This is a genomic window from Methylobacillus methanolivorans, assembly GCF_054588515.1.
In genome coordinates, this window is sequence record NZ_BAAILT010000004.1 from 414,805 (window position 1) to 438,443 (window position 23,639).

Below are 23,639 nucleotides of genomic sequence, written 5' to 3' on the forward strand. Positions count from 1 at the left end.
TGCGTGTTAGCCTAATGGAATGGCAGATTGATTAAATGCTTACTGATCGTCATCCATACGTTGCGGAACTTTGTGCTGCGGCACAAAGTCTTGCAGGATTCGATTTCTTTAGCTTGCAGCGTGTTTGCTGTAAGGATTTTCAAGGATTATAAAGCAGGATGGCCCGATTTCTCCCGAGCAAGCGTTTAGGCTTGCTGTTGATATGTATCATGGCAGCATTGCTGGCGCTCGCTTATGCCTTTAGGTTGGAGGCGATTGCATGGCATATTTGGCATGCACAGAAAACCAAGCCACATCATGCTTTGCACCTCAAGCATTATGTTGTGGAGCATGAAGCGGTGAAAATCCCCGGGGTGGGTTCTGACCTATCAGACCTGAGCTATAACCATGAAACCCATACCCTCTTTACTGTTTCCAACCAAAAGCCCCTGATCGTTGAGTTGTCACTGACAGGCGAGGTTTTGCGCACAATCAAGGTGACAGGGATTGATGATATGGAAGGGATTGCCCATATCAGCGGTCATCGCTTTGCCTTGCTCAACGAGGCCAAGCATAGCGTAGTGCTGGCGGAGATTGAAGATGATGTGCATGAAGTGGATGTCAGCCATGCCCCTTCACTGACGCTAGCCATGTATGCCAATGACAATAAGGGTTTTGAAGGCATCGCCTGGGATCAGCAGCGCCAGCGCTTGCTGGTGGCAAAAGAGCGTTCTCCCAAGCGCGTGATTGCTATACAGGGGTTTGTTGATGCAGTGCCGGGCCAGCCCGTTGCGATTCATATCGAGAAACTGAGTGAAACGGCTTCGTGTGGCTTGCGGGATTTATCTGCCGTGACGTATGAGCCCAATAGTGGGCATGTATTGTTGCTCAGTGATGATTCGCGCATGGTGGCTGAATATGATGCCGAGGGCAGGTTGCTGGATACACTGGCGCTCTGGCGTGGGTTCCAAGGTTTGCACCGTAGCGTGCCACAAGCAGAAGGTCTGGCGATTGGGCCGGATAAGCGAATTTATGTCATTAGCGAGCCCAACCTGTTTTATGTCTTCAAGCCGGGCCCGGGCAAACACATTTAGGATTTTGGACGGGAGGCGAACTTTGCAAAGCCTTGCAGGAATTTGGCGAGTTCTTCTTGATTACGTTGATTAATGAGCTGACCTTGGTCGTTGAATGATTCGTGGGCACGCGAGATCAGCAATCTGCCGCCGGACCAGTAGTCAGCGCCAAGCTGTCGTAATACGCCTAGCCAGGCATGTTGCCCTAATATCGTGCCAAACCCGGATGGTGATGCACCGATAACGGCAAAAGGGCGCTGGAAAATGGCAGCGCTTTCTGCTGGAGGGCGTGAAACCCAGTCTATTGCATTCTTGAAAACGCCAGGAATGCCAGCATTGTATTCGGGCGAAGCCAGGATAATGCCATCACTTGCCAGGATCTTTTGCTTCAATGTCGTGACGGCTTCGGGTACGCCTGATTTTTCCTCCAGGTCACCATCGTAGAGTGGTATGCCATGCAGTGTGGCGACCTCCAGCGTGACACTATCCGGTAGCAATGCTTGCCCTGCTTTTAGCAGTGCCGTATTGAGTGAGTGTTGACGCAGGCTGCCGGAAATCCCTAGTAACTTTGCCATACCAATCTCCTTGTTAAGTGATCTTTCTCAGGCATTGCCTTTCATCACGAGTTCCCCATATTCATCCATGGTGATGGTGCCTCCCATGGCTGCTACCTTGTTGTAATCTGGTGTTGGCAGCACGTCTTGCACAATGTCTAAGCGCTTCCATTGTGGCATTGGCGTTTCACAGTTGGCCTGCGGCACATAAGGCGATGCGGCGATACGTTGGTGTTTGTGGATATAGCGCGGGCAATTGATGAAGATTTCCTCAATTTTTACCCGGACAACTAGTTCTGCCTCCTGAAACTCAGCAAGCAAGGGATCGGCAGGGTCTATGCTGGCGGTGCCATGCACACGCACTCGATGCGGGGTCTCGAAATCAATGAAGAGCATACCTATCTTTGGGTTGAGCGAGAGGTTACCCATGGAAAGATACATGCTATTGCCATCCAAGCTAGGAAAGGCCAAGGTTGTGTCATCGACGATCTTCACAAACCCAGTCTGCCCGCCTTTGTAAGAGCAAGTCGGGAAACCACGGTGATCAACGGTGGAAAGAAAGAAAAAATCACGACTGCTAATGAAACCAGCATGCTCTGGTGGAATGGTCGGTAGCACGATGAGGTCGCGTACCCGGTCTGCCATGGCAACACCATCGAAATGTTCCTGCCATTGCCTATGCTGTTCTCCGTAGATTTCACTCATTTATCTTCTCCATGCGGATTGTTTACAGATCTGTATAGTTGCATGGTAGAGATAAATTGAGGCCTGCGTCAACACAGGATGATCACGGGTGTACGAGCAATACCCCGGATGGATCAGGATCGCTGGACGAGGTGCTTGAGAGGGCTGGATGGAGTCAGGCCCAAGGCATAGCGGATGACTTCCCGTTTGACGAGGCCAGGATGATTGGCAAGCCTGAGGCCGAGATTGCGTAGCAGGCGCAAAGGTGCAATCTCATTGTTGAAGCCGTAGCTGAAAGCGTCCATTGCACGTTGCATGATGTGATTGGCCAGCTTACGCTGCTGCTCATAGTGTTGCAGGTGGCGCAATGAGGCAAGGTTGCTGCCTTGTTGCCACGCTTGCAGCAGAATCTCGCTGAGCACGGCAGCATCCTGGAACCCAAGGTTCACGCCTTGCCCTGCCAGCGGATGAATGGTGTGGGCTGCATCGCCGATCAGCACCACGCCCTCACGTGCGTATTGCTGCGCATGGCTGCGCGTGAGGGCAAAGCTGCCACGGTGTATCAATCCCGTAATCTCTGGCAATGCCGCAGGAAACTGCTGACGGAACGCATCAAGTAATGCCTCGTCTTGCAGTGCCAGCAGGCGTCGTACTTCACTCGGGCGGTGATACCAGACCAGTGAAGCATAGTCGCCGGGCAGGGGGAGTAACGATTGAGGACCATCAGGCGTAAAACGCTGCCAGGTAATGTCGCGCTCTCCACCCTGAATGCTGACGGTGGCAACCAGGGCATGCATGGGGTATTGCTGGCTATCCAGTGCGATACCGGCAGCCTTGCGGACGACTGAATTGGCACCATCTGCACCAATCAATAGTGTGGCTTGGAACACCTGGCCACTTTTCAGGTGAATACGGCTACCTGTAGGCTGGTAATGAATCTGGCTGATTTCATCCGGGCATAGCAGCGAGATGTTGTCGTGTCGCGATAAAGTCTCCAGGCAGGCAAGCTGTACCAGCCTGTTTTCGACAATATGGCCCAGATACGGTGCATCGACTTCTGCTGCAGCGAATAAAGTGCCTTGATCCTGGCGTTTTTCCCATACCTGCATGCGCTGGAAAGGTGCTGTACGCATGGCTGCTATGTTCGACCAGGCCCCAGCTTGCTCAAGAAAGGTGATGGAAGCCGGGCTCAGGGCTGAAACGCGTAAATCGGGGGCGCTTGCGGCATCAAAGGGCGCGGGGGCATAGTTTTCCAGCACGGCGATACGCATGCCGCTTGGTGCAAGCCTGGCAGCCAGGGCGCTGCCGACCATGCCGCCACCAACAATAAACAGGTCAACCGCAGTAGTCTCAGTCATCATGCTTTTGCTTGGGGTGTATGCGTACCAAGATGATGCGTGGCCCGTTCATTTTCTTGACCACAATGTCGAATTGCTCAAAGGTGATACTTTCGCCTTCCTTGGGGATATAGCCGAGTTTGGCGAGTATCAGTCCGCCGACGGAATCCACTTCGTCATTATTATCAATCTCGATACCCAGCGCCCGCTCCAGCGTGAAGATAGGCAGGCTACCTTTGCCGATCAGGGTGCCGTCATCGAGTTTTGTCCAGTCGTTCTGGCTCTGGCGGAATTCATCGCGAATCTCGCCGACCAATGCGCCCAGCATGTTGTCGAGGGTAATGAAGCCTTGTGGCTCCTGCCCTTTGCGGCCAACAATGGCGAAGTGGCTGGCTTTGCCTTCACGGAAGCGGCGGAACAACTCAATCGCGGGTAAGTCCGGGGCGACAAATGGGGCCGGGTGCACAAAGCTGCTCAGGTCTTGCAGTTCATCCGCCTCGAACTTGGCGAGGAACAGACTCTTGAGGTGGATGACACCCTTGACCTTGCCATCCAGCTCCACAAAGGGATAGCGGCTGTAGCGGTGCTGCGAGATGATTTCCAGGTTTTCCTCGAAGCTGTTCTTGGCGAAAAGGGAAATGGCTTCGTTGAATGGGCGCATGAGATCGGCGACTTCCAGGTCGCTGAAATCCAGGGTGTGGGCGAGGATGTTCCATTCGTCCTTGGTCAGCTCTTCCGAGGCGCGGCTACTGCGCAGGATCAGCTTCAGTTCATCTGCCGAATAATGCGCATCGCTGGCATGGCCGGTGCTGAGGCCGAACTTGCGTAGTATCCAGTTCGAACTGGCATTTAGAAGCCAGATGGCGGGGTACATGAGCCAGTAAAACGCGTACAAAGGTGCCGCGGTCCATAGGCCGACCACTTCCGACTGGCGGATGGCCATGGACTTGGGGGCAAGCTCGCCCAGTACGATATGCAGGTAAGAGATGGTGAAAAATGCGACCACGAAGGAGATGCCATGCACGAGCTCTGGTGCGGTGACGCCAACACTTAACAGGAATGGCTCCAGCAATTGGGCGAATGCTGGCTCACCTACCCAACCCAGGCCTAGAGAGGCGAGTGTGATGCCCAGCTGGCAGGCAGAGAGGTAAGCATCTAGCTGGCTATGCACTTTGGCGAGGATGCGACCACGCCAGCCGTGGGTTTTGGCAATCGCCTTGACGCGGGTTTGCCTGAGTTTGACCAGGCCGAACTCGGCTGCGACGAAGAAGCCGTTGAGCAGCACCAGGAAGAAGGCGAGCAGGATGAGTAATAAGTTGCTTTCCATGATGGTGGAAGTTTAAAAACTGACTCCTGCTTGTTGTGCCTGGTTGTCGGCGTGATAGGAGGAGCGCACCATGGGGCCGCAAGCGGCATGGGTGAATCCCATGGCAAGCGCTTGCTGCTCGAACTCGGCAAAGCGTTGTGGGGTGACGAAGCGTTTCACGGGTAAGTGATGGGCACTAGGCTGTAGATACTGGCCCAGGGTCAACATGGTGACGTTGTGCGCACGCAAGTCGCGCATCACTTCGAGGATTTCCTCATCCGTTTCACCCAGGCCTAGCATCAGGCCGGATTTGGTTGGCACATCTGGATGCAGCTCGCCGAACTCTTTGAGCAAATCGAGTGAGTTCTGGTAATCGGAGCCGGGGCGTGCTTCCTTGTACAGGCGTGGCACGGTTTCCAGGTTGTGGTTCATCACGTCAGGCGGCGCTGCCTTGAGGATATTGATGGCACGATCCAGGCGACCACGGAAATCAGGTACCAGGATTTCTACCTTGATCTCAGGTGAGTGGGTACGCACTGAGGCAATGCAATCGACAAAATGCTGGGCACCACCGTCACGCAGGTCGTCGCGATCCACGCTGGTGATAACCACATACTTGAGGCGCATCTGGGCGATGGTACGCCCCAGATTCTCTGGTTCATTGATATCTGGCGGCAGCGGTTTGCCGTGTGAGACATCGCAGAATGGGCAACGGCGCGTGCAAATGTCGCCAAGGATCATGAAGGTGGCGGTGCCGCCACTGAAGCATTCACCAATGTTGGGGCAGGAAGCCTCTTCACAGACCGTGTGCAGGTTGTTGTCGCGCAGTACCTGCTTGATTTCGCGGAAGCGTGCACTATCCGGCACTTTCATGCGTATCCATTCCGGCTTGCGCATGGCAGGCATGGGAATGATCTTGATCGGGATGCGCGCCATCTTCTCGGCGCTGGTTTCCTTGGTGCCTGCCACCTTGCGGGGCGGGGCGATGCGTTCCGTGGTTTCTGTCATAAAGTCGTCTCGTGCAAGCAGTCAGTATAGCCTAACTGCCGTGTCAAATTCTCAAGCAGCTTTTGTGCCGCAATGTTTGGGCTAAGGGTTAGCCCCAAGTCTTTTGCCTGGGTGACTTGCAGGCCTTGATAGCCACAAGGGTCAATCGCGAGAAAGGGTGCCAGGTCCATGTCGATATTGAGCGCCAGGCCATGATAGCTGCGCTGGTTCTTCAGGCGCAGGCCGAGAGAGGCAATCTTGGCACCTTGCACATAGACCCCGGGTGCATCTGCTTGAGCTTCGGCCTGGATTTGATATTCGGCCAGCAGGTCGATGATGGCATTTTCCATCGCGCTGACCAGTGAACGCACACTGATGGCGCGGCGCTTAAGGTCGATCAAGAGGTAGAGGACGACTTGGCCAGGCCCGTGATAGGTGATCTTGCCGCCCCTATCCACTTCAATCAAGGGGATGTCGTTCCGGCTAGGTGGGCGCACCGCCTTGCGATTCAGCCCCAGCGTATACACCGGGGCATGCTCGGTGAGCCAGAGTTCATCCGCGCTATCCAGGGTGCGTGACAGGGTATAGGCCTGCATGGCTTGCCATGTCGCTAGATAGTCGGTTCGTCCCAAAGTTCGGATGATCAGTGGCTGATTCATGTGGTCAAACGGCAAGTCAGGATGGCGTTGTGCTGGGGATCACAAAAGCGATCACAGAACGTATTTGACCTTGGGGTGCGAGGTAAGGGAGCGATAAATGTCATCTAGCTGGGGCTTGGATTGCACGAGTACGGTACAAGTCAGGCTGACATATTTGCCGCCAGTGCTGGCACGCATTTCGATGCGAGTCGCATCAAACTCGGGCAGGTGCTGCTGGATGACATTCAGGATCAGATTGGCGAATTCCTCATGAGCCTCACCCATCACCTTGATAGGAAAGTCGCAGGGGAATTCGATCAGGGTTTCCTGATCGCTGGGTACATCATCATGTGGCTCGTTTGCCATATTGTTTACCTCGTGGGCCTCATTACTTGGTTCTTGAAAGCCTGATATAGCGCATACATGCGCTTGAATATCGGGCCAGGCTTGCCATCACTCACTGCTACGCCATCCAGCATGATCACGGCGAGCACCTCTTTCGTGGAGGAGGTGAGCCAGATTTCGTCTGCCGTGCGTAATTGCGCCTCGCTGACCGGGCCTACCCTGAATGGTAGGCCGTGCGCTTGTGCCAACTCCAGTACGACGTCATAGGTGATACCCGGGAGCATATGCTGGTTCTTGGGTGGAGCCAGCAATACGCCATCTTTGACGACAAAGATATTGCTGCTGCTGCCTTCGGTGAGATAGCCATCGCGCAGCATCAGGGTTTCTGCGACATCGTGATCTACGGCTTCCTGCCGCAACAATACGTTGGCCAGCAGGGATATGGCTTTTATATTGCAGCGCTGCCAGCGAATATCAAGGGCTGTGATGGCGCTAACACCAGATTCGATGAGTGCCGGTGATGGTGTTGCCAATGGCATGCTCATGAGCAAAACAGTGGGTGCGACTTCTGGCTTTGGAAATGCCTGGTCGCGTGGTGCTACGCCACGCGTGACTTGAATATAAAGTGATTGGTCATCCAAATGACGATTGGCGTTAATCAGATCGACGACGACATTACGCCAAGCTGCTATATCCAGCGGGTTGCGGATGCGAATGGCCTCCAGGCTAAGTGCCAGCCTGCCAAGGTGTTCATCCAGACGAAACGGCTGTGCCGAGTACACCGGGATCACTTCATACACCCCGTCGCCAAAGATAAAGCCACGATCCAGTACCGGGATCGTGGCTTGTTCCAGTGGCAGGAATGAGCCGTTTAAATAGACGGTGTCACTCATGCGTGTGGTGATTATTCAAACCAGAGCTTGATCGTATCCAACAGGCGGCCAAAGATACCAGCGACTTCTACGTTCTTGGCAGCTACCAGCTTGTGCTCGGCAATCACCTTGTCATCAAGGATGAACTGGATGGTGCCAACTTGCTGGCCTGCGCTAACAGGTGCCACCAGGGGTTGCTGGCTGACGACCTTGGCCTTGACGCGGGCATACTCCCCCTTGGGCAGAGTGATGGAAACATTCTTGGCAACGGTGGCGACCAGATTGTTTTCAGCGCCCTTCCATACTTTAAGTGTGCTGACTTCAGCGCCACGCTTGTACACAAGCTTGGATTCGTAGAACTGGAAGCCGTAGTTAAGCAGCTTCTGGCTTTCGGTAGCACGTGCGGAGTCAGAGGGAGCGCCGAGCACAACTGAGATCATGCGGGTATCACCACGCTTGGCCGAGGTGACGAGGCAGTAGCCCGCACTCTTGGTATGGCCAGTCTTCATGCCATCCACATAAGGGTCTAGCCACAGCAGGCGGTTGCGGTTGGGCTGGCTGATCTTGTTGTAGGTGTATTCCTTGACCGAATAGAGACGCTGGTACTGGTCAGGGAAATCACGGATCAGTGCTGCTGCCAGCAAAGCGAGATCGTGCGCTGTTGTGTAATGTTGTGGGTCGGGCAGGCCAGTGGCGTTCATGTAATGGCTGTCGCGCATGCCTAGGCGGGCGGCTTCCTTGTTCATGAGTTCGGCAAAGCCCTCCTCGGAGCCAGCAATTCCTTCTGCCAGCGTGATGGATGCATCGTTGCCAGACTGGATGATCATGCCGTGCAGCAACTCATCTACAGTCACTGGTTTGTTGGGCTCAATGAACATCTTGGAGCCTTCGATCTTCCATGCCTTGACGCTCACCGGCAAGGTTTGGGTCAGGGTCAGGTGGCCGTTCTTCAATGCCTTGAATGCCAGGTAGGCGGTCATGATCTTGGTGAGTGATGCTGGTTCGACGCGCGAGGCGCCATCCTGCTGTGCAATCACACGCTCGCTGTTGAAGTCATAGAGCTGATAGGATTTGACGGCCAGCGCTGGAGGTTGGGGAATATCTGCCGCTTGTGCCAAAAAGGCCTGGCTCATGAAAGCTGTCACTGCCGCGATCATGATCGCTGGCTTGTGTAGGGAAAAATAGGACATAGAATCTCTTTAACTCATTATCTAGGGTTCAAGTCGGGGGGTAGCGCAACTCATTGATATACCACAATAGCGTTGGTATTAAGCGTTTGCTTGATTTTTGCCGCAGCGGCTTCGGCCTGCTGGCGGCTGCTATATGGCCCAAGACGCACGCGATAAGTTCCAGCATTATACCAATTCTCTACCTGGACATTCTCTGCAAGCTTGTTTTGCTGCAATGACTCGACTAGCCGATCACCATTCGCCTTGACGGAGAAGGCGCCCACTTGCACATAGGCACCCGTAATTGCCTGGTTGGTGACGGTTTCGTTCATTGCATTGGTCAGGTTGCCATTGCTGTTTGCCTCTGCTGGGGCTATTGGCTGTTGTGCAATATTGCTATTGACCACGCCAGCAATTGGCCTGCCGCGTTCATCCAGTGCTTCTACATCGACGATGCCACTGCCTTTTTCAATCAGGCGTAGCTTATAGGCAGCAGCATAGGAAAGGTCAATCAACCTGTCATCATGGAAAGGACCTCGATCATTAATGCGCACGATCACAGAGCGGCCATTTTCCGGGTTAGTGACGCGTACGTAGCTGGGCAATGGCAGGATGGTATGTGCGCCGGTCATGGCATACATGTCATACACTTCGCCACTGGAGGTTTTCTGTCCGTGATAACGTTTGCCGTACCATGAGGCAACACCACGCTGCTTGTAAGGCGTATGGTCAGTCAGTGGGGTATAGCGACGTCCTAGTGCGCTGTAGGGGCGATTGGCACGTGGCAAGGGCGTTTCTGCACGTGGTACAGCATCGGGGATGCTGTCGATATTGGCTGGTGGATTGTCGCCAGGGCCATCATCCAGATAGTAGCCGCCTTTTTTTTGGGTGGGTTTTTGCGTCGTGGTTGCAGGTTTGCCTGCGTCTGGTTTGACACTGGTACCGCCACCACAGGCCACCAGGGTGAGGGCAATCATGCCAGGAATCAGGTTGCGTATCAGCTTCATTGGGTCATACAGGCCTGAGAACTGCCTGCTTCGCTCCTTTCTTGACTACGAGGTAACAAGCTTTTTGTGCGTATGGATGCTCATGAGTATGCCGAAGCCGACCAACAGGGTGACCAGCGAGGTGCCGCCATAACTGATGAGTGGTAAGGGTACACCAACCACGGGCAATATACCGCTGACCATGCCAATGTTAACAAATACATAGGTGAAGAAGGTCAGCGTGATGCTGCCAGCCAGCAGGCGGCTGAAAGTGCCTTGCGCTTGCGCAGCGATCACGAGGCCACGCCCGATGATGATGGTGAATAGCAAAATCAGCAGCACATTGCCTAGTAGGCCGAATTCCTCGCCAAACACGGCAAAAATAAAGTCTGTGGTGCGCTCTGGTAGGAAATCCAGCTGTGACTGCGTGCCATTGAGCCAGCCTTTGCCAGCAAGTCCACCAGAGCCTAGCGCAATACTGGCCTGTATGGTGTGATAACCAGCGCCTAGCGGGTCTTGGTAAGGGTCAAACAGGATTTCGATGCGCCGTCGCTGGTAATCGTGCAGCATGGTCCAGAGGATGGGGGCCATGATGGCTACGCTGGCAGCAGCGCCTATCAACAGACGCCAGCTCAGGCCAGCGAGAAACAGCACATAAAAGCCCGAGGCGGCGATCATCAGCGAGGTGCCTAGGTCAGGTTGCTTCATGATCAGGCCAACTGGGATGGCAAGGAGTACGGCACCGATGGCATGATCCTTGAACGTTGCTGCAGATTCCCGCCGGGCAAAATACCAGGCCAATAACAGGGGTACGGCAATTTTCATGAGCTCCGAAGGCTGGATCTTGGCGACGCCGATATGTAGCCAGCGCCGGGCACCATGGCTGATTTCACCAAACAGCGCCACGCTGATCAAGAGCAATACCCCTAGCGCATAGGCTGGGAGCGCAATGCGTTCCAGGATTTGCGGTGGTATGTTTGCTGCAATCCACATCAGGCTGAGGGCGACCGTAATATTGATCAGCTGGTTACTGATTTTGCCCATACTTTGGCCGGATGCGCTGTAAAGTACGCACAACGCCACTACGATCGTGATAATCAGGCAACTCATGAGAAAGCCATCGATATGTTTCACCAGGCGTTTGAGTAGTTTATTCATCATGGCTGTGACCCTCTGGCGTGACAGGTGCGCCCACACTGGCATCTTCTACGGCTGGTTTTGCTGATGGCGGTTCCTTGCCCAGCAAGTAGTAATCCATCACGCGCCGGGCTATCGGGCCCGCTGTGGAGCCGCCATGGCGGCCATTTTCCACGATGACGGCAATGGCGATTTTGGGGTCTTCCGCTGGCGCATAGGTGATAAACAAGGCATGGTCAAGATGGCGTTCTGCCATCTTGCTTTCATTGTATTTCTCGTTTTGCTTGATGCCGACGACCTGGGCGGTCCCGGTCTTGGATGCCATGAGGTATGGGCTGTCCGCACCTAGCCGAGCGGCCGTACCTCCTGGCAATGTCACGTCCATCATGCCTAGCTTGACGATCTCGATATTTCTTGGGTTCAGGTTGACCTGATCTACCACCTCGGACGCAATGGAGTGGACGTGTCCGCCCTTGCTTTCCTGAATGGCGGACACCAGGTGTGGCTTCATTGCCTTGCCGTTGTTAGCGAGGATAGCCGTCGCTTGCGCCAGCTGCATCGGGGTGACCAAGGTATAGCCTTGGCCAATCCCTACAATGACGGTTTCACCCGGAAACCACTTCTGCTTGAAGCGGCGGGCTTTCCATTCTGGTGTTGGTAGCAGGCCGCCCATCTCCCCCTTGATGTCAATGCCAGATGGCTTACCGAAGCCAAAGTGGCTGACGAAGGATGTAAGTCTCTCTATGCCTAGCTCCATGGCCAAGCCGTAGAAGAAGGTATCGCAGGAAACAGCAATCGCCTTGCGCATATCCACTGTGCCGTGGCCACTGGGTTTCCAGTCACGATAACGGTGCGTATTGCCGGGCAGCATGAAAAACCCGGGATCGCTGATGCTGAAAGGAGGTGTGCGTTTACCGTTTTCCAGCCCCGCCATGGCAACAAAAGGTTTGAAGGTCGAGCCAGGAGGGTAAACCCCGCGCAATGGACGGTTGATCAGCGGCTTATCCAGTGATTCATTGAGCTCTTTCCAGCTTTCACTGTCGATACCGTCAACAAATAGGTTGGGGTCGTAGCCGGGCTGGCTCACATAAGCAAGCACTTCGCCCGTGTTCGGCTGGATGGCGACCAGTGCGCCGCGGTAATCGCCAAAAGCTTCTTCTGCAATACGTTGCAGTTTACTGTCGATTGATAAGATAAGGTTGTTACCCGGAATTGGCGGTGTGCTAGATAGCACACGTACCGCATGACCGCCAGCGTCGATTTCCACCTGCTGAAAGCCCGTGATGCCATGCAGTTGTGATTCGTAAAATTGTTCCAGGCCGCTTTTGCCAATATGGTCAGAACCTTTGTAGTTCGAGAGATCGCCTGATTCCTTGAGGTTTTCCAGGTCGCGATCATTGATGCGGCCTATGTAGCCGATGATATGGGAGCCGGATTTTTCTTGTGGGTATTGGCGGAACAGGCGCGAACGAATCTCCACCCCAGGCAAGCGGAAGCGGTTGACCGCGATTTTGGCAGCCTCATCTTCGTTAAGGTGGGTGCGGATGGGCACACTTTCAAAGCTATGTGTCTGGGCACGAAGTTTCTTGAAGCGCTTGCGGTCATTGGCGCTGACTTCAATTAACTTGGCAAGGTCGTCTATGGTGTCCTCGACATTATTGGCGACTTTCGCAGGCGTGATTTCCAATGTGTAGACAAAGGAATTCTGCGCCAGGACGACGCCATTCCGATCCAGGATCAGGCCGCGGTTAGGGACAATCGGCACCAGCGAGATACGGTTGTTTTCTGCCATGGTCTGGTAATGATCGTACTTGGCATATTGCAAGTAGACGAAGCGACTGATCAAGATGCCGAAGCAGGTGAGGACCAGCAAGGCGCCTGCGGCCAGCCTAGCGCGGAAATCGTGCTGTTCTTTTTGGTAATTCTTGAGTTCGGAACGACGGGATCTCATTGGCAGGATCAGGCCTGGTTGGAGCGGCTATCAATACGCAGGCGCGAGAAAATGACGAATTGCCAGAGCAGGATACCGCTAATGCTGGGCAGGAAGTATTGCCAGCCTGGTAATTCACCACCCGCGAATAGCTTCAATACCAAGGTGGTGAGCTGAGTGAATAGCAGCAGCAAAAATACATACCCTGCCTGTTGCCAGATGTTGAACAATGCCAAGCGGCGTTGATATGTCACTGCGAAATAGGACGTAATGGCGTAAGCAAGGGCGAATTGCCCAAACAACCCGCCAGAAATCAGGTCCATTAGCAAGCCTGCGAACCAGGCCGTACCGATATTGCACAGGTGTGGCGCTCTTAGTGTCCAATACAGCACGATCACCAATAGAAACTCGGGACGTACCGTGAGCGCATCACCCGACCAAGGCAGGATTTGCAGTATCAATGCCAGCAGCAACGACAGATATACAGGTTTGAAGCTAGTGGTTGTCATGGCGTTGTGCTGGTATTGTTTTCTTGGGGGTGCGGGTGGCTTTGACCGTATTACTATCGGCAGGTCGGTCAACTTGTGGGATGCTGACGAGCAGGAGTTGCCTGTGATGTTCGATTCCCGCGATTGGTTTGCCGATGATATGGGCAAATGGCGAGTCGGCATCGGTATCCACCTGAATAACCTCTGCAACAGCTAGGCCATGTGGATAAATGCCGTCAATCCCAGAGGTGACGAGTTTGTCGCCGACGCGAATGTCGACATTCGCGGGTAGGGAAGGTAACTCAACCGTGGTGCTACGCCCCTGTCCAAAAGCAATGGCACGCAGGCCGTTGCGCTCCACTTGTACCGGGATGGAAAGCTCTTTATCGGTGATCAGTGTGACTTCGCTGCTGAACGGGTAGACACGCGTCACTTGCCCTACTACTCCGTTCTCATCAATGGCTGCCTGGCCGGGCGTGATGTTTTGGCGTGAGCCAAGGTTGACAATAATCTTGTGGCTGAACGGGTCACGACCCATGTGCAATATCTCGACTAAGCGTGCTGGCTGGCTCGAAAGCTGGGCAGCGCCCAGTAGGCTGCGCAGGCGCTCGTTTTCCGTGGATAGTGCCTTGAAACGCTGTAGCTCTGCCGCGTGCTCTAGTGCTTGCTGGCGCAGCGCATGATTTTCTTCAGTCAGTGTGGTTTGCTTGTGCAGGTATTCCCCAATATCTCGGGTGAGATTGAGCGGGGCATTGGCGATAATCTGCAGTGGGTGCAACAGGGCGATGAAGCCTTGGCGTACTTCTACCAGGTAATTCAGTCTGGCATCTGTGGCGATCAATACCAGAGAAAGCACGGAGAAAAAGAACAAACGTGCTGTAGGGCTGGGGCCGCGAACAAAGAAGCCAGTGTGGTGTTGGTGTTCTAAGGCGCGTGACATGAGAGATTGTAGGTGGTTATCGTCTATTGAGCTAAGGGTACTCTGGAGTCAGCATGACTCCGGATGATAAAAAACAGGCCATCGTTACATGGCCTGAGTTTGATCATGATAACGTAATTTACTCGTAGGCAAACACATTGCCCAGCTTGTCCATTTCTTCTAGCGCACGACCACAGCCGCGGGCGACACAGCTCAATGGGTCTTCGGCAACGATCACGGGCAGGCCGGTTTCCTCCAGCAGCAAGCGGTCAAGGTCGCGCAACAATGCGCCGCCGCCAGTCAGTACCATGCCTTTTTCAGCGATGTCAGCACCTAGCTCTGGCGGAGTTTGTTCCAGAGCCGATTTCACAGCACCTACAATGGCATTGAGTGGCTCGGTTAGTGCTTCCAGGATTTCGTTACTGGAGATAGTGAACTTGCGTGGCAGGCCTTCAGCCAAGTTGCGGCCAGTCACTTCAAGTTCCAATACTTCGGAGCCAGGGAAGGCAGAGCCTATCTGCTTCTTGATCAATTCCGCAGTAGGTTCGGAAATCTGCATGCCGTAATTGCGGCGGATGTAGTCGATAATAGCCTGGTCGAATTTGTCGCCGCCAACGCGCTCGGACTTGGCGTACACAATGCCGCCCAGCGAGATCACGCCCACTTCTGTTGTGCCGCCGCCGATATCAACCACCATGGAGCCGGTTGCTTCTGCAACGGGCATGTTGGCACCAATTGCCGCTGCCATTGGCTCTTCAATGAGATATACCTGACGTGCACCGGCCATCTCGGCAGACTCCTTAATCGCGCGGCGTTCCACTTGGGTGGAGCCTACGGGAACACAGATAATAATGCGAGGGTTGGGGCTGAACAGGCGGGATTCGTGAATCTTGCGGATGAAGTACTTGAGCATTTGCTCGGTGATGGTGAAGTCGGCAATCACGCCATCCTTCATCGGGCGAATCGCCGTAATGTTGGCAGGCGCGCGGCCCAGCATGCGCTTGGCTTCCAGGCCAACTGCCAGCAGGGTTTTCTTGCCTGTTGGGCCGCCTTCCTGGCGGATGGCCACCACGGATGGCTCGTCGAGGACGATACCCTTGCCACGGACGTAAATCAGGGTGTTTGCGGTGCCAAGGTCAATGGCGAGATCGTTAGAAAAGTAACTGTTTAAAAGACCGAACATTATTTGTATCCTGACGAGCTGCCGCAGGCCGTGCAGGCCTTATGTTGCGGCTGAAGATGTGCGTAAAATCAAGGTATAATACCTGATATCTCCTAGAAATTTAAGATTTGGATTGGATAAATGTCACTCAACACACAAGACGTCAAACGGATTGCGCACTTGGCGCGAATTGCCGTTAGCGAGGAAGAGGCCGAGGCGACACTGGTCAAGCTTTCCGGGATTCTGGGCCTGATCGAGGAAATGCAGGCTGTAGACACGAGCGGCATTGCGCCGATGTCCCATTCCCAGGATGTGACCCAGCGCCTGCGTGCGGATGTTGTTACTGAAAGCAACCAGCGCGACCTGCTGCAATCTATCGCTCCTGCCGTCGAGAATGGTCTCTACCTCGTTCCTAAAGTCATCGAATAAGCCTTGCCATGATCAATCAAAGTTTGAAGCACCTGGCTGGAAAGCTAGCCAGTAAGGAGATTTCCAGTGTCGAGCTGACGCAGGAATACCTCAATCGCATTGCCCGACTGAACCCAGAGATCAATGCCTATATCACAGTTAATCCAGAGTTGACCCTGGCTCAAGCCAGAGCGGCTGACCAGCGTATTGCCCAAGGCGATATCAGTGCATTAACTGGTATTCCAATCGCACAAAAAGACATTTTCTGTGCTCAGGGCTGGAGAACGACTTGCGGTTCCAAAATGCTGGAAAATTTCATTGCGCCCTACGATGCAGGCATCATTGAACGCTTCAATGCCGCTGGCGCAGTGAGCCTCGGCAAGACCAATATGGATGAGTTCGCGATGGGCTCCTCCAACGAGACTTCTTATTACGGGAAGGTACAAAACCCCTGGGATCGTAGCCGTGTGCCTGGCGGTAGCTCGGGTGGTAGTGCGGCAGCGGTAGCGGCACGTTTGTGTGCAGCAGCGACTGGTTCCGACACTGGCGGCTCGATTCGCCAGCCAGCCTCGTTGTGTGGATTGTCTGGCCTCAAGCCCACTTATGGCCTTGCGTCGCGCTATGGCATGATTGCCTTTGCATCCAGCCTGGACCAGGCAGGCCCCATGGCACATTCCGCCGAAGATATGGCCATCATGATGAATGTGATGACCGGCTTTGATGAGCGTGATTCCACTAGCCTGCAGCGCGAGAAGGAAGATTACACCCGCGATCTAGGCAAGCCGCTGGCAGGTCTCAGGGTTGGTTTGCCCAAGGAGTATTTTGCCGAAGGCCTAGATGCTGGTGTGGGTAAGGTCATTGAGGCCGCAATCGATGAGTACCGCAAGCTGGGTGCAGAAATCGTCGACATCAGCCTGCCCAACACGATGCTGTCCATTCCGGTTTACTACGTGCTTGCCCCCGCAGAGGCTTCCAGTAACCTCTCGCGTTATGACGGCGTGCGCTTTGGTCATCGTGCCGCCGAGTATGATGATTTGATGGATATGTACTGCAAGAGTCGTGCTGAAGGCTTTGGTGCGGAAGTGAAGCGCCGTATCCTGATCGGTACTTATGTGCTGAGCGCAGGCTATTACGATGCCTATTACCTCAAGGCGCAACAAATCCGTCGCCTGATTGCCGAGGATTTTGCCAAGGCATTCGAGCAATGTGACCTCATTCTCGGGCCAACCGCACCGTCTACCGCATTCAAGTCGGGCGAGAAGGCGGATGACCCTGTTGCCATGTATTTGCAGGATATCTATACCATTGCCGTCAATCTAGCTGGTTTACCAGGCATGAGCATTCCAGCCGGTTTTGCTTCAGCGGCAGATGGTAAGGAGCTACCCGTTGGTCTGCAAATCATCGGTAATTATTTTGACGAAGCTCGTATGCTCAACGCTGGGCATGCCTATCAACAGGTCACAGATTGGCACACTCGCATGCCAGAAGGAATTGCATAATGAGTAGTTGGGAAGTCGTTATCGGGCTGGAAACTCATACCCAGCTCAACACTCAGTCCAAGATTTTCTCCGGCAGCAGCATTGCGTTTGGTGCAGAGCCCAATACCCAAGCCAATGTGGTGGATATTGCCTTGCCAGGCGTGTTGCCAGTGTTGAACAAGGAAGCCGTGCAATGCGCGATACGCTTTGGCCTGGCGATTGATGCCGAGATTGCGCCACGTTCAGTATTTGCCCGTAAGAATTACTTTTACCCCGATTTGCCCAAGGGCTACCAGATTAGCCAATATGAGTTGCCAGTCGTGGGCAAGGGGTCACTGACCATCCAGGTTGGTGATGTGGAAAAAACCATTCGCATTACCCGTGCCCACCTAGAAGAGGACGCAGGCAAGTCGGTACATGGTGCCAGCCCTGGCCAATCTGGCATCGACCTTAACCGTGCTGGTACGCCCTTGCTGGAAATCGTGACCGAGCCGGACATGCGTTCGGCTGCTGAAGCGGTGGCTTATGCACGTAAGCTGCATGAGCTGGTGCAATGGATCAATATCTGCGACGGTAATATGCAGGAAGGCAGCTTCCGTTGTGACGTTAACGTGTCTGTGCGTCGCAAGGGTGATGAAAAGCTGGGCACCCGTCGCGAGATCAAGAACCTCAATTCCTTCCGCTTTATGCAGCAGGCGATCGAGTATGAAACCCGCTGGCAGATTGAGACCCTGGAAGACGGTGGCAAGATCGAACAGGCGACAGTGCTGTTCAATCCTGATACTGGCGAAACCCGCGCCATGCGTAGCAAGGAAGAGGCCAACGATTACCGCTACTTCCCTGACCCCGATCTCTTGCCTTTGGCGATTTCAACTGAAGATATCGACGCTATCCGCGTTACCCTGCCTGAATTGCCCACGGCCATGAAGGCGCGTTTTGAGCGCGATTATGGTTTGTCGGCTTATGATGCGACAGCCTTGACTGCTTCGCGTGGTGTTGCCGATTATTTTACTGCGACGCTGGCTGCTTTTGGCGGTGAGGCTAAGCTGGTGGCAAACTGGGTCATGGGCAGCGTCAGTGCCAAGTTGAATGAAGCTGATCAGTCGATTGCAGCATCGCCAGTTTCGCCTGAGTTGCTGTCTGGCTTGCTCAAGCGTATTGCGGATAACACCATCTCCAGCAAGATCGCCAAGGAAGTGTTCGAGGCAATGTGGGCTGGGGAGGGTTCTGCCGACGAGATTATCGCGAATAAGGGCCTGAAACAGGTCACCGATACTGGTGCGATTGAGGCGATCGTCGATGAAGTACTGGCGGCTAACCCGGCGATGGTAGAGGAGTTCAAGGCTGGCAAGGAAAAAGCCTTTAATGCACTGGTGGGACAAACCATGAAAGCATCGAAGGGCAAGGCTAACCCGGCCCAGGTGAATGACATCCTCAAGCGTAAGCTGGCTGGCTAAACCTGACGAAGGCTAGCGTGCCGGGCTGGTATTTTCACTGGCTGGCACGCTGGTTTTCAATTCAATAAAACGCTTTTTGTCGTTTTCAAAACGTAAGCGCATGGTATCCATATGTTGCTTACGCTCGCTGATTTGTTCGTCGATCTTGCCGATATCCTGCGTGGCAAACTTGAGGTCTTTCCTTAGTTCCTCTGGTACAGCTTTACCGCGCTTGAGGTGGCTGGCTTCTTCTTTCTTTAGGTCTTGCACGCGATTCGTGGCAGTGAGCTTGCGCTGTTCCAGGCCTTCCAGCATCACTTGGTCCATTTGCAGGTTGCGGTCGCGGGCGAGGTCGATTTCCTGTTCTGAACTGTAGACTGCGAGTAAAGTGCGGTCACGCCTAGCTTGTTCGCTTTCCTTGGCTTGTTCACCACTGGCAGGACTGGGGTTGGATATCTCTGTTTGTGGTAATCCGTGGACATTGAGGCTGTTTGTCTTGCCTGAATATTGTGTTGGCAAGGTATCGCCGTAATGGGTGACTCCTTGTTCGTCTACCCATTTCATGATTTTGCCGCTCGGTGGCTTGGATTCTGCCGCGGCCCATGTGCTGGCGGCTAATGCCAATAGCATGCAACTAATGATACTGGTAGGCAGTCGCAATCTGCGGATCATGCCTTCTCTCCCTTGGATTTATGATTTTTGCTAACTATCGCATGATATTGCAATAGATTATACCCGTTATAAAAGCATGGGTATTGTCAGTACGTCACCACGGTGCGGAGTTGTTGCCATTGTGCGAGCTTGTCCTCTCGCTTGATCGAAGCATTGGCAGGGCTGGTGGATGGCAGATTGTAGTATTGCAAGTGTGGTGGCAAGGCCTGTTGTTTCAGCACGTGGCGGCGGAATGACTGTGCGGCTTTTGCGCCATTGAAGAAGATGTGCTGTAGCTGCGGCATTTGTGAAAGCAAGCTGGCAAAGTCGTTGGCGACGATGGAGGTTTCCTTAATGTCGCCATCCAGGCTTCCGCTGCGGAAGCATTCTTGTAACACATCCCAGAGGCCGACGCCTTGCTGATTCAGTAGTGCCAGCCTGTCTTGATAGGGACTGGTCTCTGGAATGTTGAATAAGGTTTCAAGGAAAGGCCAGAACAGGTTTTGTGGATGTGCGTAATATTGCTGCATATCCAGCGAACGCCGTCCTGGCATAGAACCCAATATCAAGACCCGGCAATGAGTGGTAATGGCCGGGGGGAAGCTATGTACCAGCATGAGCAGGTGGTCTGTTGGCTGCTTTATTCGACGCCGTAGGTGTTGCGATAAGCGGCAATAGCGGGACGGAAGGTAGCCAATTCGCTGTTTTCATCGAGGTACTTGATCAGCGCTTGCAGATTGGCGATGCTGATGACGGGCAGGTTGTGCTGCTGCTCGACCTCCTGCACAGCAGAAAGTGCGCCCAGGCCACGCTCCTGTCGGTCAAGTGCGATAGCGACGCCACACGGGGTGGCACCGCTGGCGGAGATGATATTGACGGACTCACGCACCGAAGTGCCAGCGGAAATGACGTCGTCTACGATCAAGACCCGGCCCTGCAAAGGTGCGCCGACGATGGTGCCTCCCTCGCCGTGATCCTTGGCTTCCTTGCGGTTGAAGGCATAAGGCACGTTGCGACCTTGCCGTGCCAGTGCAATGACGATGCTGGCAGCCAGAGTGATACCTTTATAAGCTGGGCCGAACAGCATATCGAACTGTACGCCGGAGCGTACGATGGCAGCAGCGTAAAATTCGCCCAGGCGCATCAGGCTTTCACCATCGTTAAATAAGCCGGCGTTGAAGAAGTAAGGGCTGAGGCGGCCAGCCTTGGTGGTGAACTCGCCGAAACGTAAAACCTGCTTTTGGATGGCGAATTGGATAAAATCGTGGGTTGAATCTGACATGGCGAATGAAGAAAGGTTGTAGTGTTGCGTATTATATCCCTGAATCTCAATGGCATCCGTTCTGCGGCCAGCAAAGGCTTGTATCCTTGGATGCAGGCGCAGCAGGCGGATATTGTCTGCTTGCAGGAGCTGAAGGCGCAGGAGGCCGATATGACGGCGGAAATGCTACAGCCCGAAGGCTATTACGGCTATTTTCATTATGCTGACAAAAAAGGTTACAGCGGTGTGGGTATCTACTCGCGGGCCAAGGCTGATGCCGTCATCGTGGGGCTTGGCATTGCGGATATCGATAGTGAAGGCCGCTATCTTGAAGCACGTTATGGCAATCTCAGTGTGGTATCGCTTTACCTGCCCTCTGGATCCAGTGGTGAGGAACGTCAGGCATTCAAGTTCAGTGTGATGGCGCGTTTTTTGCCGCATCTCGAATCGTTGATCCGCGATGGGCGGGATGTGGTGATTTGCGGCGACTGGAATATTGCGCATCAGGAGGCTGATCTCAAGAACTGGCGCGGCAACCGCAAGAATTCTGGCTTCCTGCCGGAAGAGCGGGCCTGGCTCACTGACCTGTTTGGCCGTGTCGGTTGGGTCGATGTATATCGAAAACTGCATCCAGAAACGACGGATGAATGCTATACCTGGTGGAGTAATCGTGGTCAGGCTTGGGCCAAGAACGTGGGTTGGCGCATTGATTACCAGATTGCAACACCAGCTCTGGCGGCCAAGGCTGTCAGTTCCAGTGTCTACAAGGATGCAAGATTCAGCGACCATGCACCGCTCACTGTTGATTACCAGGCATGATGCCGCCCTTATGTTGAAAAGTCAGGATACGCAATGATAAAACCAGGCTGGGGGGCGACCCTCAAGGCTGTGATGAGCGGGCGCATGCTAGTGGCGCTGATGATGGGTTTTGCCTCGGGTCTGCCCCTGCTTCTCACCGGCTCGACCATGCAGGCCTGGCTCAAGGAATCCGGGGTGGATCTCGCTATGATAGGCGCGGCAGCGATGATAGGTTTGCCCTATACCTTGAAGTTTCTCTGGGCGCCAATCTTTGATCGCTATACCTTGCCGTTGCTGGGCCGTCGTCGTGGCTGGCTGGCCTTGAGTCAGCTGGCACTGGTGTTCGCGCTATTGGGCTTGAGTGTCAGTAATCCTGCTAGTAGCTTGTGGGGCGTGGCATTTGCCGCTTTGTTGGTGACTTTCTTCTCCGCATCCCAGGATATCGTCATTGATGCCTATCGCCGCGAAAGTTTATCTGATCAAGAGCTTGGATTCGGCTCCGCGATGTTTGTGAATGGCTACCGTGTCGGGATGTTGCTTGCTGGTGGTGGAGGCCTGATCCTGGCTGATCTGCTGACCTTCCCCAAGATGTATCAGTTGATGGCCTTGTTCATGGGTGTGTGTATCCTTGTGACGTTGTTCTCACCCGAGCCGCATGAGGCTGCAGGCAGCCCGCGCACCTTGCGGGAGGCAGTGATAGAGCCGTTCCTGGAATTTTTCAAGCGCCCTGAGGCCATCACTGTCTTGGCCTTCATCCTGCTCTACAAGCTTGGTGATACCTTGGCCTCCGCGATTAATGTGCCGTTCTATCTCGACCTGGGTTTCAGCAAGAGTGAGATTGGCGCGATTGCCAAGCTGTTTGGCTTCTGGGCGACCTTGATCGGCGGTACGCTCGGCGGTATCTGGATATTGCGCATCGGCTTGTACCGTTCATTATGGCTGTTTGGCTTCTTGCAAATGGCATCTACCTTCGGTTTTGTCCTGTTGGCACAAGTCGGTCATAACATCCCCATGCTCACTGGCGTGATTGCTGTCGAGAACTTCACCGGAGGGCTAGGTACTGCGGCTTTCGTTGGCTTTATGGGGGCGATGACGGATAGGCGATTTACCGCAACCCAGTATGCGTTGTTATCCAGTCTGATGGGCGTGCCACGCGTTATTCTTTCCACGCCGACTGGGTGGATGGCGGGTGAAATGGGCTGGACCATGTTCTTCCTGTTGTGCACTGTGCTGGCTATTCCGGGCCTGTTGATGATTCGTCGCTTTAGGCACTGGGCACCTCATGCCTGAGCTTAGCCTGTTCGCGGCCTTGTTGGTAGGTCTGCTGGGTGGCGGGCATTGTGTAGGCATGTGTGGCGGTATCGTTGGGGCTGTGAGTATGAGCATGCCCGGTAGCCGCCCGCAGTGGCGTTTACTGCTAGCCTATAACTTGGGGCGTATTGCTAGCTATAGCCTGGCTGGCGTGATTGCTGGCGCTGTTGGTGCAAGCAGCTTCTTCCTTCAGCATCTCCTGCCTATTGGGAAAGTGTTATATGTGCTAGCGAATATCATGTTGATTCTGCTCGGGCTTTATCTTGCTAATTTCTGGCATGGCGTGATCGCCTTGGAGCGTGTCGGGGTGGTGTTGTGGCGGTGGCTACAGCCGTTCAGCAAGCGTTGGCTGCCAGTGCGCACAGTGGCCCAGGCAGGCATCTTGGGCGCGATATGGGGCTGGTTGCCATGTGGGCTGGTATATAGCGTGCTGATAGCCGCGCTGGCAACAGGCAATCCTGTGCAAGGTGGTTTGCTGATGTTGGCGTTTGGCCTGGGCACACTGCCAACTTTGCTCGCCATGGGTATGGCGGCGGTGCGGCTGAAGGCGTGGTTGCAGCAAGTCTGGATACGGCGCTTGAGTGGAGGGTTGGTGATCTTGTTCGGCTTGGTAGGATTGTGGCGCGCCGTGGGGTGATTCTATAGCAGCAAGGCAGGTGTTGGATTGTGGCTTGTTGTTGCACGATAAACAGTGTGGTGCGATTGATGATTTTAATTTTTGATTAAAATC

At 54.1% G+C, this 23,639-nt stretch carries 25 protein-coding genes; 7 read left to right on the forward strand and 18 right to left on the reverse strand.

Annotated features, from left to right (window positions below; genetic code table 11):
* Positions 1 to 209 precede the first annotated feature (209 nt).
* Entirely contained in the window at positions 210 to 1,073 is an 864-nt protein-coding gene (locus LG202_RS11870) for an SdiA-regulated domain-containing protein (RefSeq protein ID WP_230348581.1), read from the forward strand.
* Here LG202_RS11870 and LG202_RS11875 read toward each other — a convergent pair.
* From LG202_RS11875 to LG202_RS11945, 15 genes are all read right to left on the reverse strand, one after another.
* Positions 1,070 to 1,627, reverse strand: coding sequence for an NADPH-dependent FMN reductase (locus LG202_RS11875; protein ID WP_230348582.1), 558 nt, complete (start codon positions 1,625 to 1,627; stop codon positions 1,070 to 1,072). The genes LG202_RS11870 and LG202_RS11875 overlap by 4 nt on opposite strands.
* A 27-nt stretch (positions 1,628 to 1,654) precedes the next feature.
* Positions 1,655 to 2,311 (reverse strand): pyridoxamine 5'-phosphate oxidase family protein, encoded by a 657-nt coding sequence (locus tag LG202_RS11880; protein ID WP_230348583.1) that lies wholly within the window; start codon positions 2,309 to 2,311, stop codon positions 1,655 to 1,657.
* A gap of 113 nt (positions 2,312 to 2,424) precedes the next feature.
* Positions 2,425 to 3,651 carry a UbiH/UbiF/VisC/COQ6 family ubiquinone biosynthesis hydroxylase gene (locus LG202_RS11885; RefSeq protein ID WP_230348584.1) on the reverse strand — a complete coding sequence of 409 codons (1,227 nt, stop codon included), beginning with the start codon at positions 3,649 to 3,651 and terminating at the stop codon, positions 2,425 to 2,427.
* Positions 3,641 to 4,954 (reverse strand): hemolysin family protein, encoded by a 1,314-nt coding sequence (locus LG202_RS11890; RefSeq protein ID WP_230348585.1) that lies wholly within the window; start codon positions 4,952 to 4,954, stop codon positions 3,641 to 3,643. The genes LG202_RS11885 and LG202_RS11890 overlap by 11 nt, the downstream gene beginning before the upstream one ends.
* 12 nt (positions 4,955 to 4,966) lie before the next feature.
* Positions 4,967 to 5,941 (reverse strand): lipoyl synthase, encoded by a 975-nt coding sequence (lipA, locus tag LG202_RS11895; RefSeq protein WP_230348586.1) that lies wholly within the window; start codon positions 5,939 to 5,941, stop codon positions 4,967 to 4,969.
* Entirely contained in the window at positions 5,938 to 6,579 is a 642-nt protein-coding gene (gene lipB, locus LG202_RS11900; protein ID WP_230348587.1) for a lipoyl(octanoyl) transferase LipB, read from the reverse strand. Before lipB ends, lipA begins: the two co-directional genes overlap by 4 nt.
* A 51-nt stretch (positions 6,580 to 6,630) precedes the next feature.
* Entirely contained in the window at positions 6,631 to 6,924 is a 294-nt protein-coding gene (locus tag LG202_RS11905) for an HP0495 family protein (RefSeq protein ID WP_230348588.1), read from the reverse strand.
* Between the two features lie 5 nt (positions 6,925 to 6,929).
* Positions 6,930 to 7,796, reverse strand: a complete 867-nt coding sequence (locus LG202_RS11910) for a D-amino acid aminotransferase (protein WP_230348589.1) — start codon at positions 7,794 to 7,796, stop codon at positions 6,930 to 6,932.
* 11 nt (positions 7,797 to 7,807) lie between these two features.
* On the reverse strand, positions 7,808 to 8,965 hold the full coding sequence (locus LG202_RS11915; RefSeq protein ID WP_230348590.1) for a D-alanyl-D-alanine carboxypeptidase family protein: 1,158 nt from the start codon (positions 8,963 to 8,965) through the stop codon (positions 7,808 to 7,810).
* Positions 8,966 to 9,015: 50 nt separating this feature from the next.
* Positions 9,016 to 9,951, reverse strand: a complete 936-nt coding sequence (locus LG202_RS11920) for a septal ring lytic transglycosylase RlpA family protein (RefSeq protein WP_230348591.1) — start codon at positions 9,949 to 9,951, stop codon at positions 9,016 to 9,018.
* Positions 9,952 to 9,996: 45 nt separating this feature from the next.
* Positions 9,997 to 11,091, reverse strand: a complete 1,095-nt coding sequence (gene rodA / locus LG202_RS11925; protein ID WP_230348592.1) for a rod shape-determining protein RodA — start codon at positions 11,089 to 11,091, stop codon at positions 9,997 to 9,999.
* On the reverse strand, positions 11,081 to 13,018 hold the full coding sequence (gene mrdA, locus LG202_RS11930) for a penicillin-binding protein 2 (RefSeq protein ID WP_230348593.1): 1,938 nt from the start codon (positions 13,016 to 13,018) through the stop codon (positions 11,081 to 11,083). The genes rodA and mrdA overlap by 11 nt, the downstream gene beginning before the upstream one ends.
* A gap of 8 nt (positions 13,019 to 13,026) precedes the next feature.
* Positions 13,027 to 13,506 (reverse strand): rod shape-determining protein MreD, encoded by a 480-nt coding sequence (mreD, locus tag LG202_RS11935; protein ID WP_230348594.1) that lies wholly within the window; start codon positions 13,504 to 13,506, stop codon positions 13,027 to 13,029.
* Positions 13,493 to 14,425, reverse strand: coding sequence for a rod shape-determining protein MreC (gene mreC / locus LG202_RS11940; protein WP_230348595.1), 933 nt, complete (start codon positions 14,423 to 14,425; stop codon positions 13,493 to 13,495). Before mreC ends, mreD begins: the two co-directional genes overlap by 14 nt.
* 118 nt (positions 14,426 to 14,543) lie before the next feature.
* Positions 14,544 to 15,587 (reverse strand): rod shape-determining protein, encoded by a 1,044-nt coding sequence (locus LG202_RS11945; protein ID WP_230342680.1) that lies wholly within the window; start codon positions 15,585 to 15,587, stop codon positions 14,544 to 14,546.
* Between the two features lie 120 nt (positions 15,588 to 15,707).
* Here LG202_RS11945 and gatC point away from each other — a divergent pair, with 120 nt between their 5' ends.
* Genes gatC through gatB form a run of 3 tightly spaced genes read left to right on the forward strand, consistent with a single transcriptional unit; the run spans position 15,708 to position 18,909 of the window.
* Positions 15,708 to 15,995, forward strand: coding sequence for an Asp-tRNA(Asn)/Glu-tRNA(Gln) amidotransferase subunit GatC (gatC, locus tag LG202_RS11950; RefSeq protein WP_230348596.1), 288 nt, complete (start codon positions 15,708 to 15,710; stop codon positions 15,993 to 15,995).
* An 8-nt stretch (positions 15,996 to 16,003) separates the two neighbouring features.
* A complete protein-coding gene (gatA, locus tag LG202_RS11955) occupies positions 16,004 to 17,473 on the forward strand; it encodes an Asp-tRNA(Asn)/Glu-tRNA(Gln) amidotransferase subunit GatA (protein WP_230348597.1) in 1,470 nt (489 codons plus the stop codon).
* A complete protein-coding gene (gene gatB, locus LG202_RS11960; RefSeq protein WP_230348598.1) occupies positions 17,473 to 18,909 on the forward strand; it encodes an Asp-tRNA(Asn)/Glu-tRNA(Gln) amidotransferase subunit GatB in 1,437 nt (478 codons plus the stop codon). Before gatA ends, gatB begins: the two co-directional genes overlap by 1 nt.
* 12 nt (positions 18,910 to 18,921) lie before the next feature.
* On the opposite strand, the gene LG202_RS11965 is transcribed toward gatB, so the two are convergent.
* From LG202_RS11965 to pyrE, 3 genes are all read right to left on the reverse strand, one after another.
* Positions 18,922 to 19,560, reverse strand: coding sequence for a DUF4124 domain-containing protein (locus LG202_RS11965; RefSeq protein ID WP_230348599.1), 639 nt, complete (start codon positions 19,558 to 19,560; stop codon positions 18,922 to 18,924).
* 86 nt (positions 19,561 to 19,646) lie between these two features.
* Positions 19,647 to 20,156, reverse strand: a complete 510-nt coding sequence (locus LG202_RS11970; protein WP_230348600.1) for a DNA-deoxyinosine glycosylase — start codon at positions 20,154 to 20,156, stop codon at positions 19,647 to 19,649.
* Between the two features lie 23 nt (positions 20,157 to 20,179).
* Entirely contained in the window at positions 20,180 to 20,821 is a 642-nt protein-coding gene (gene pyrE, locus LG202_RS11975; RefSeq protein ID WP_230348601.1) for an orotate phosphoribosyltransferase, read from the reverse strand.
* A 24-nt stretch (positions 20,822 to 20,845) separates the two neighbouring features.
* On the opposite strand from pyrE, the gene LG202_RS11980 reads away from it, so the two are divergent.
* Genes LG202_RS11980 through LG202_RS11990 form a run of 3 tightly spaced genes read left to right on the forward strand, consistent with a single transcriptional unit; the run spans position 20,846 to position 23,546 of the window.
* The gene (locus LG202_RS11980) at positions 20,846 to 21,619 is read left to right on the forward strand and encodes an exodeoxyribonuclease III (protein WP_230348774.1); all 774 of its coding nucleotides are present in this window, start codon (positions 20,846 to 20,848) and stop codon (positions 21,617 to 21,619) included.
* Positions 21,620 to 21,652: 33 nt separating this feature from the next.
* Positions 21,653 to 22,888, forward strand: a complete 1,236-nt coding sequence (locus LG202_RS11985) for an AmpG family muropeptide MFS transporter (RefSeq protein WP_230348602.1) — start codon at positions 21,653 to 21,655, stop codon at positions 22,886 to 22,888.
* Positions 22,881 to 23,546: a sulfite exporter TauE/SafE family protein gene (locus tag LG202_RS11990; RefSeq protein WP_230348603.1), complete on the forward strand. Its 666-nt coding sequence runs from the start codon at positions 22,881 to 22,883 to the stop codon at positions 23,544 to 23,546. Before LG202_RS11985 ends, LG202_RS11990 begins: the two co-directional genes overlap by 8 nt.
* The last annotated feature ends 93 nt before the right edge of the window (positions 23,547 to 23,639 follow it).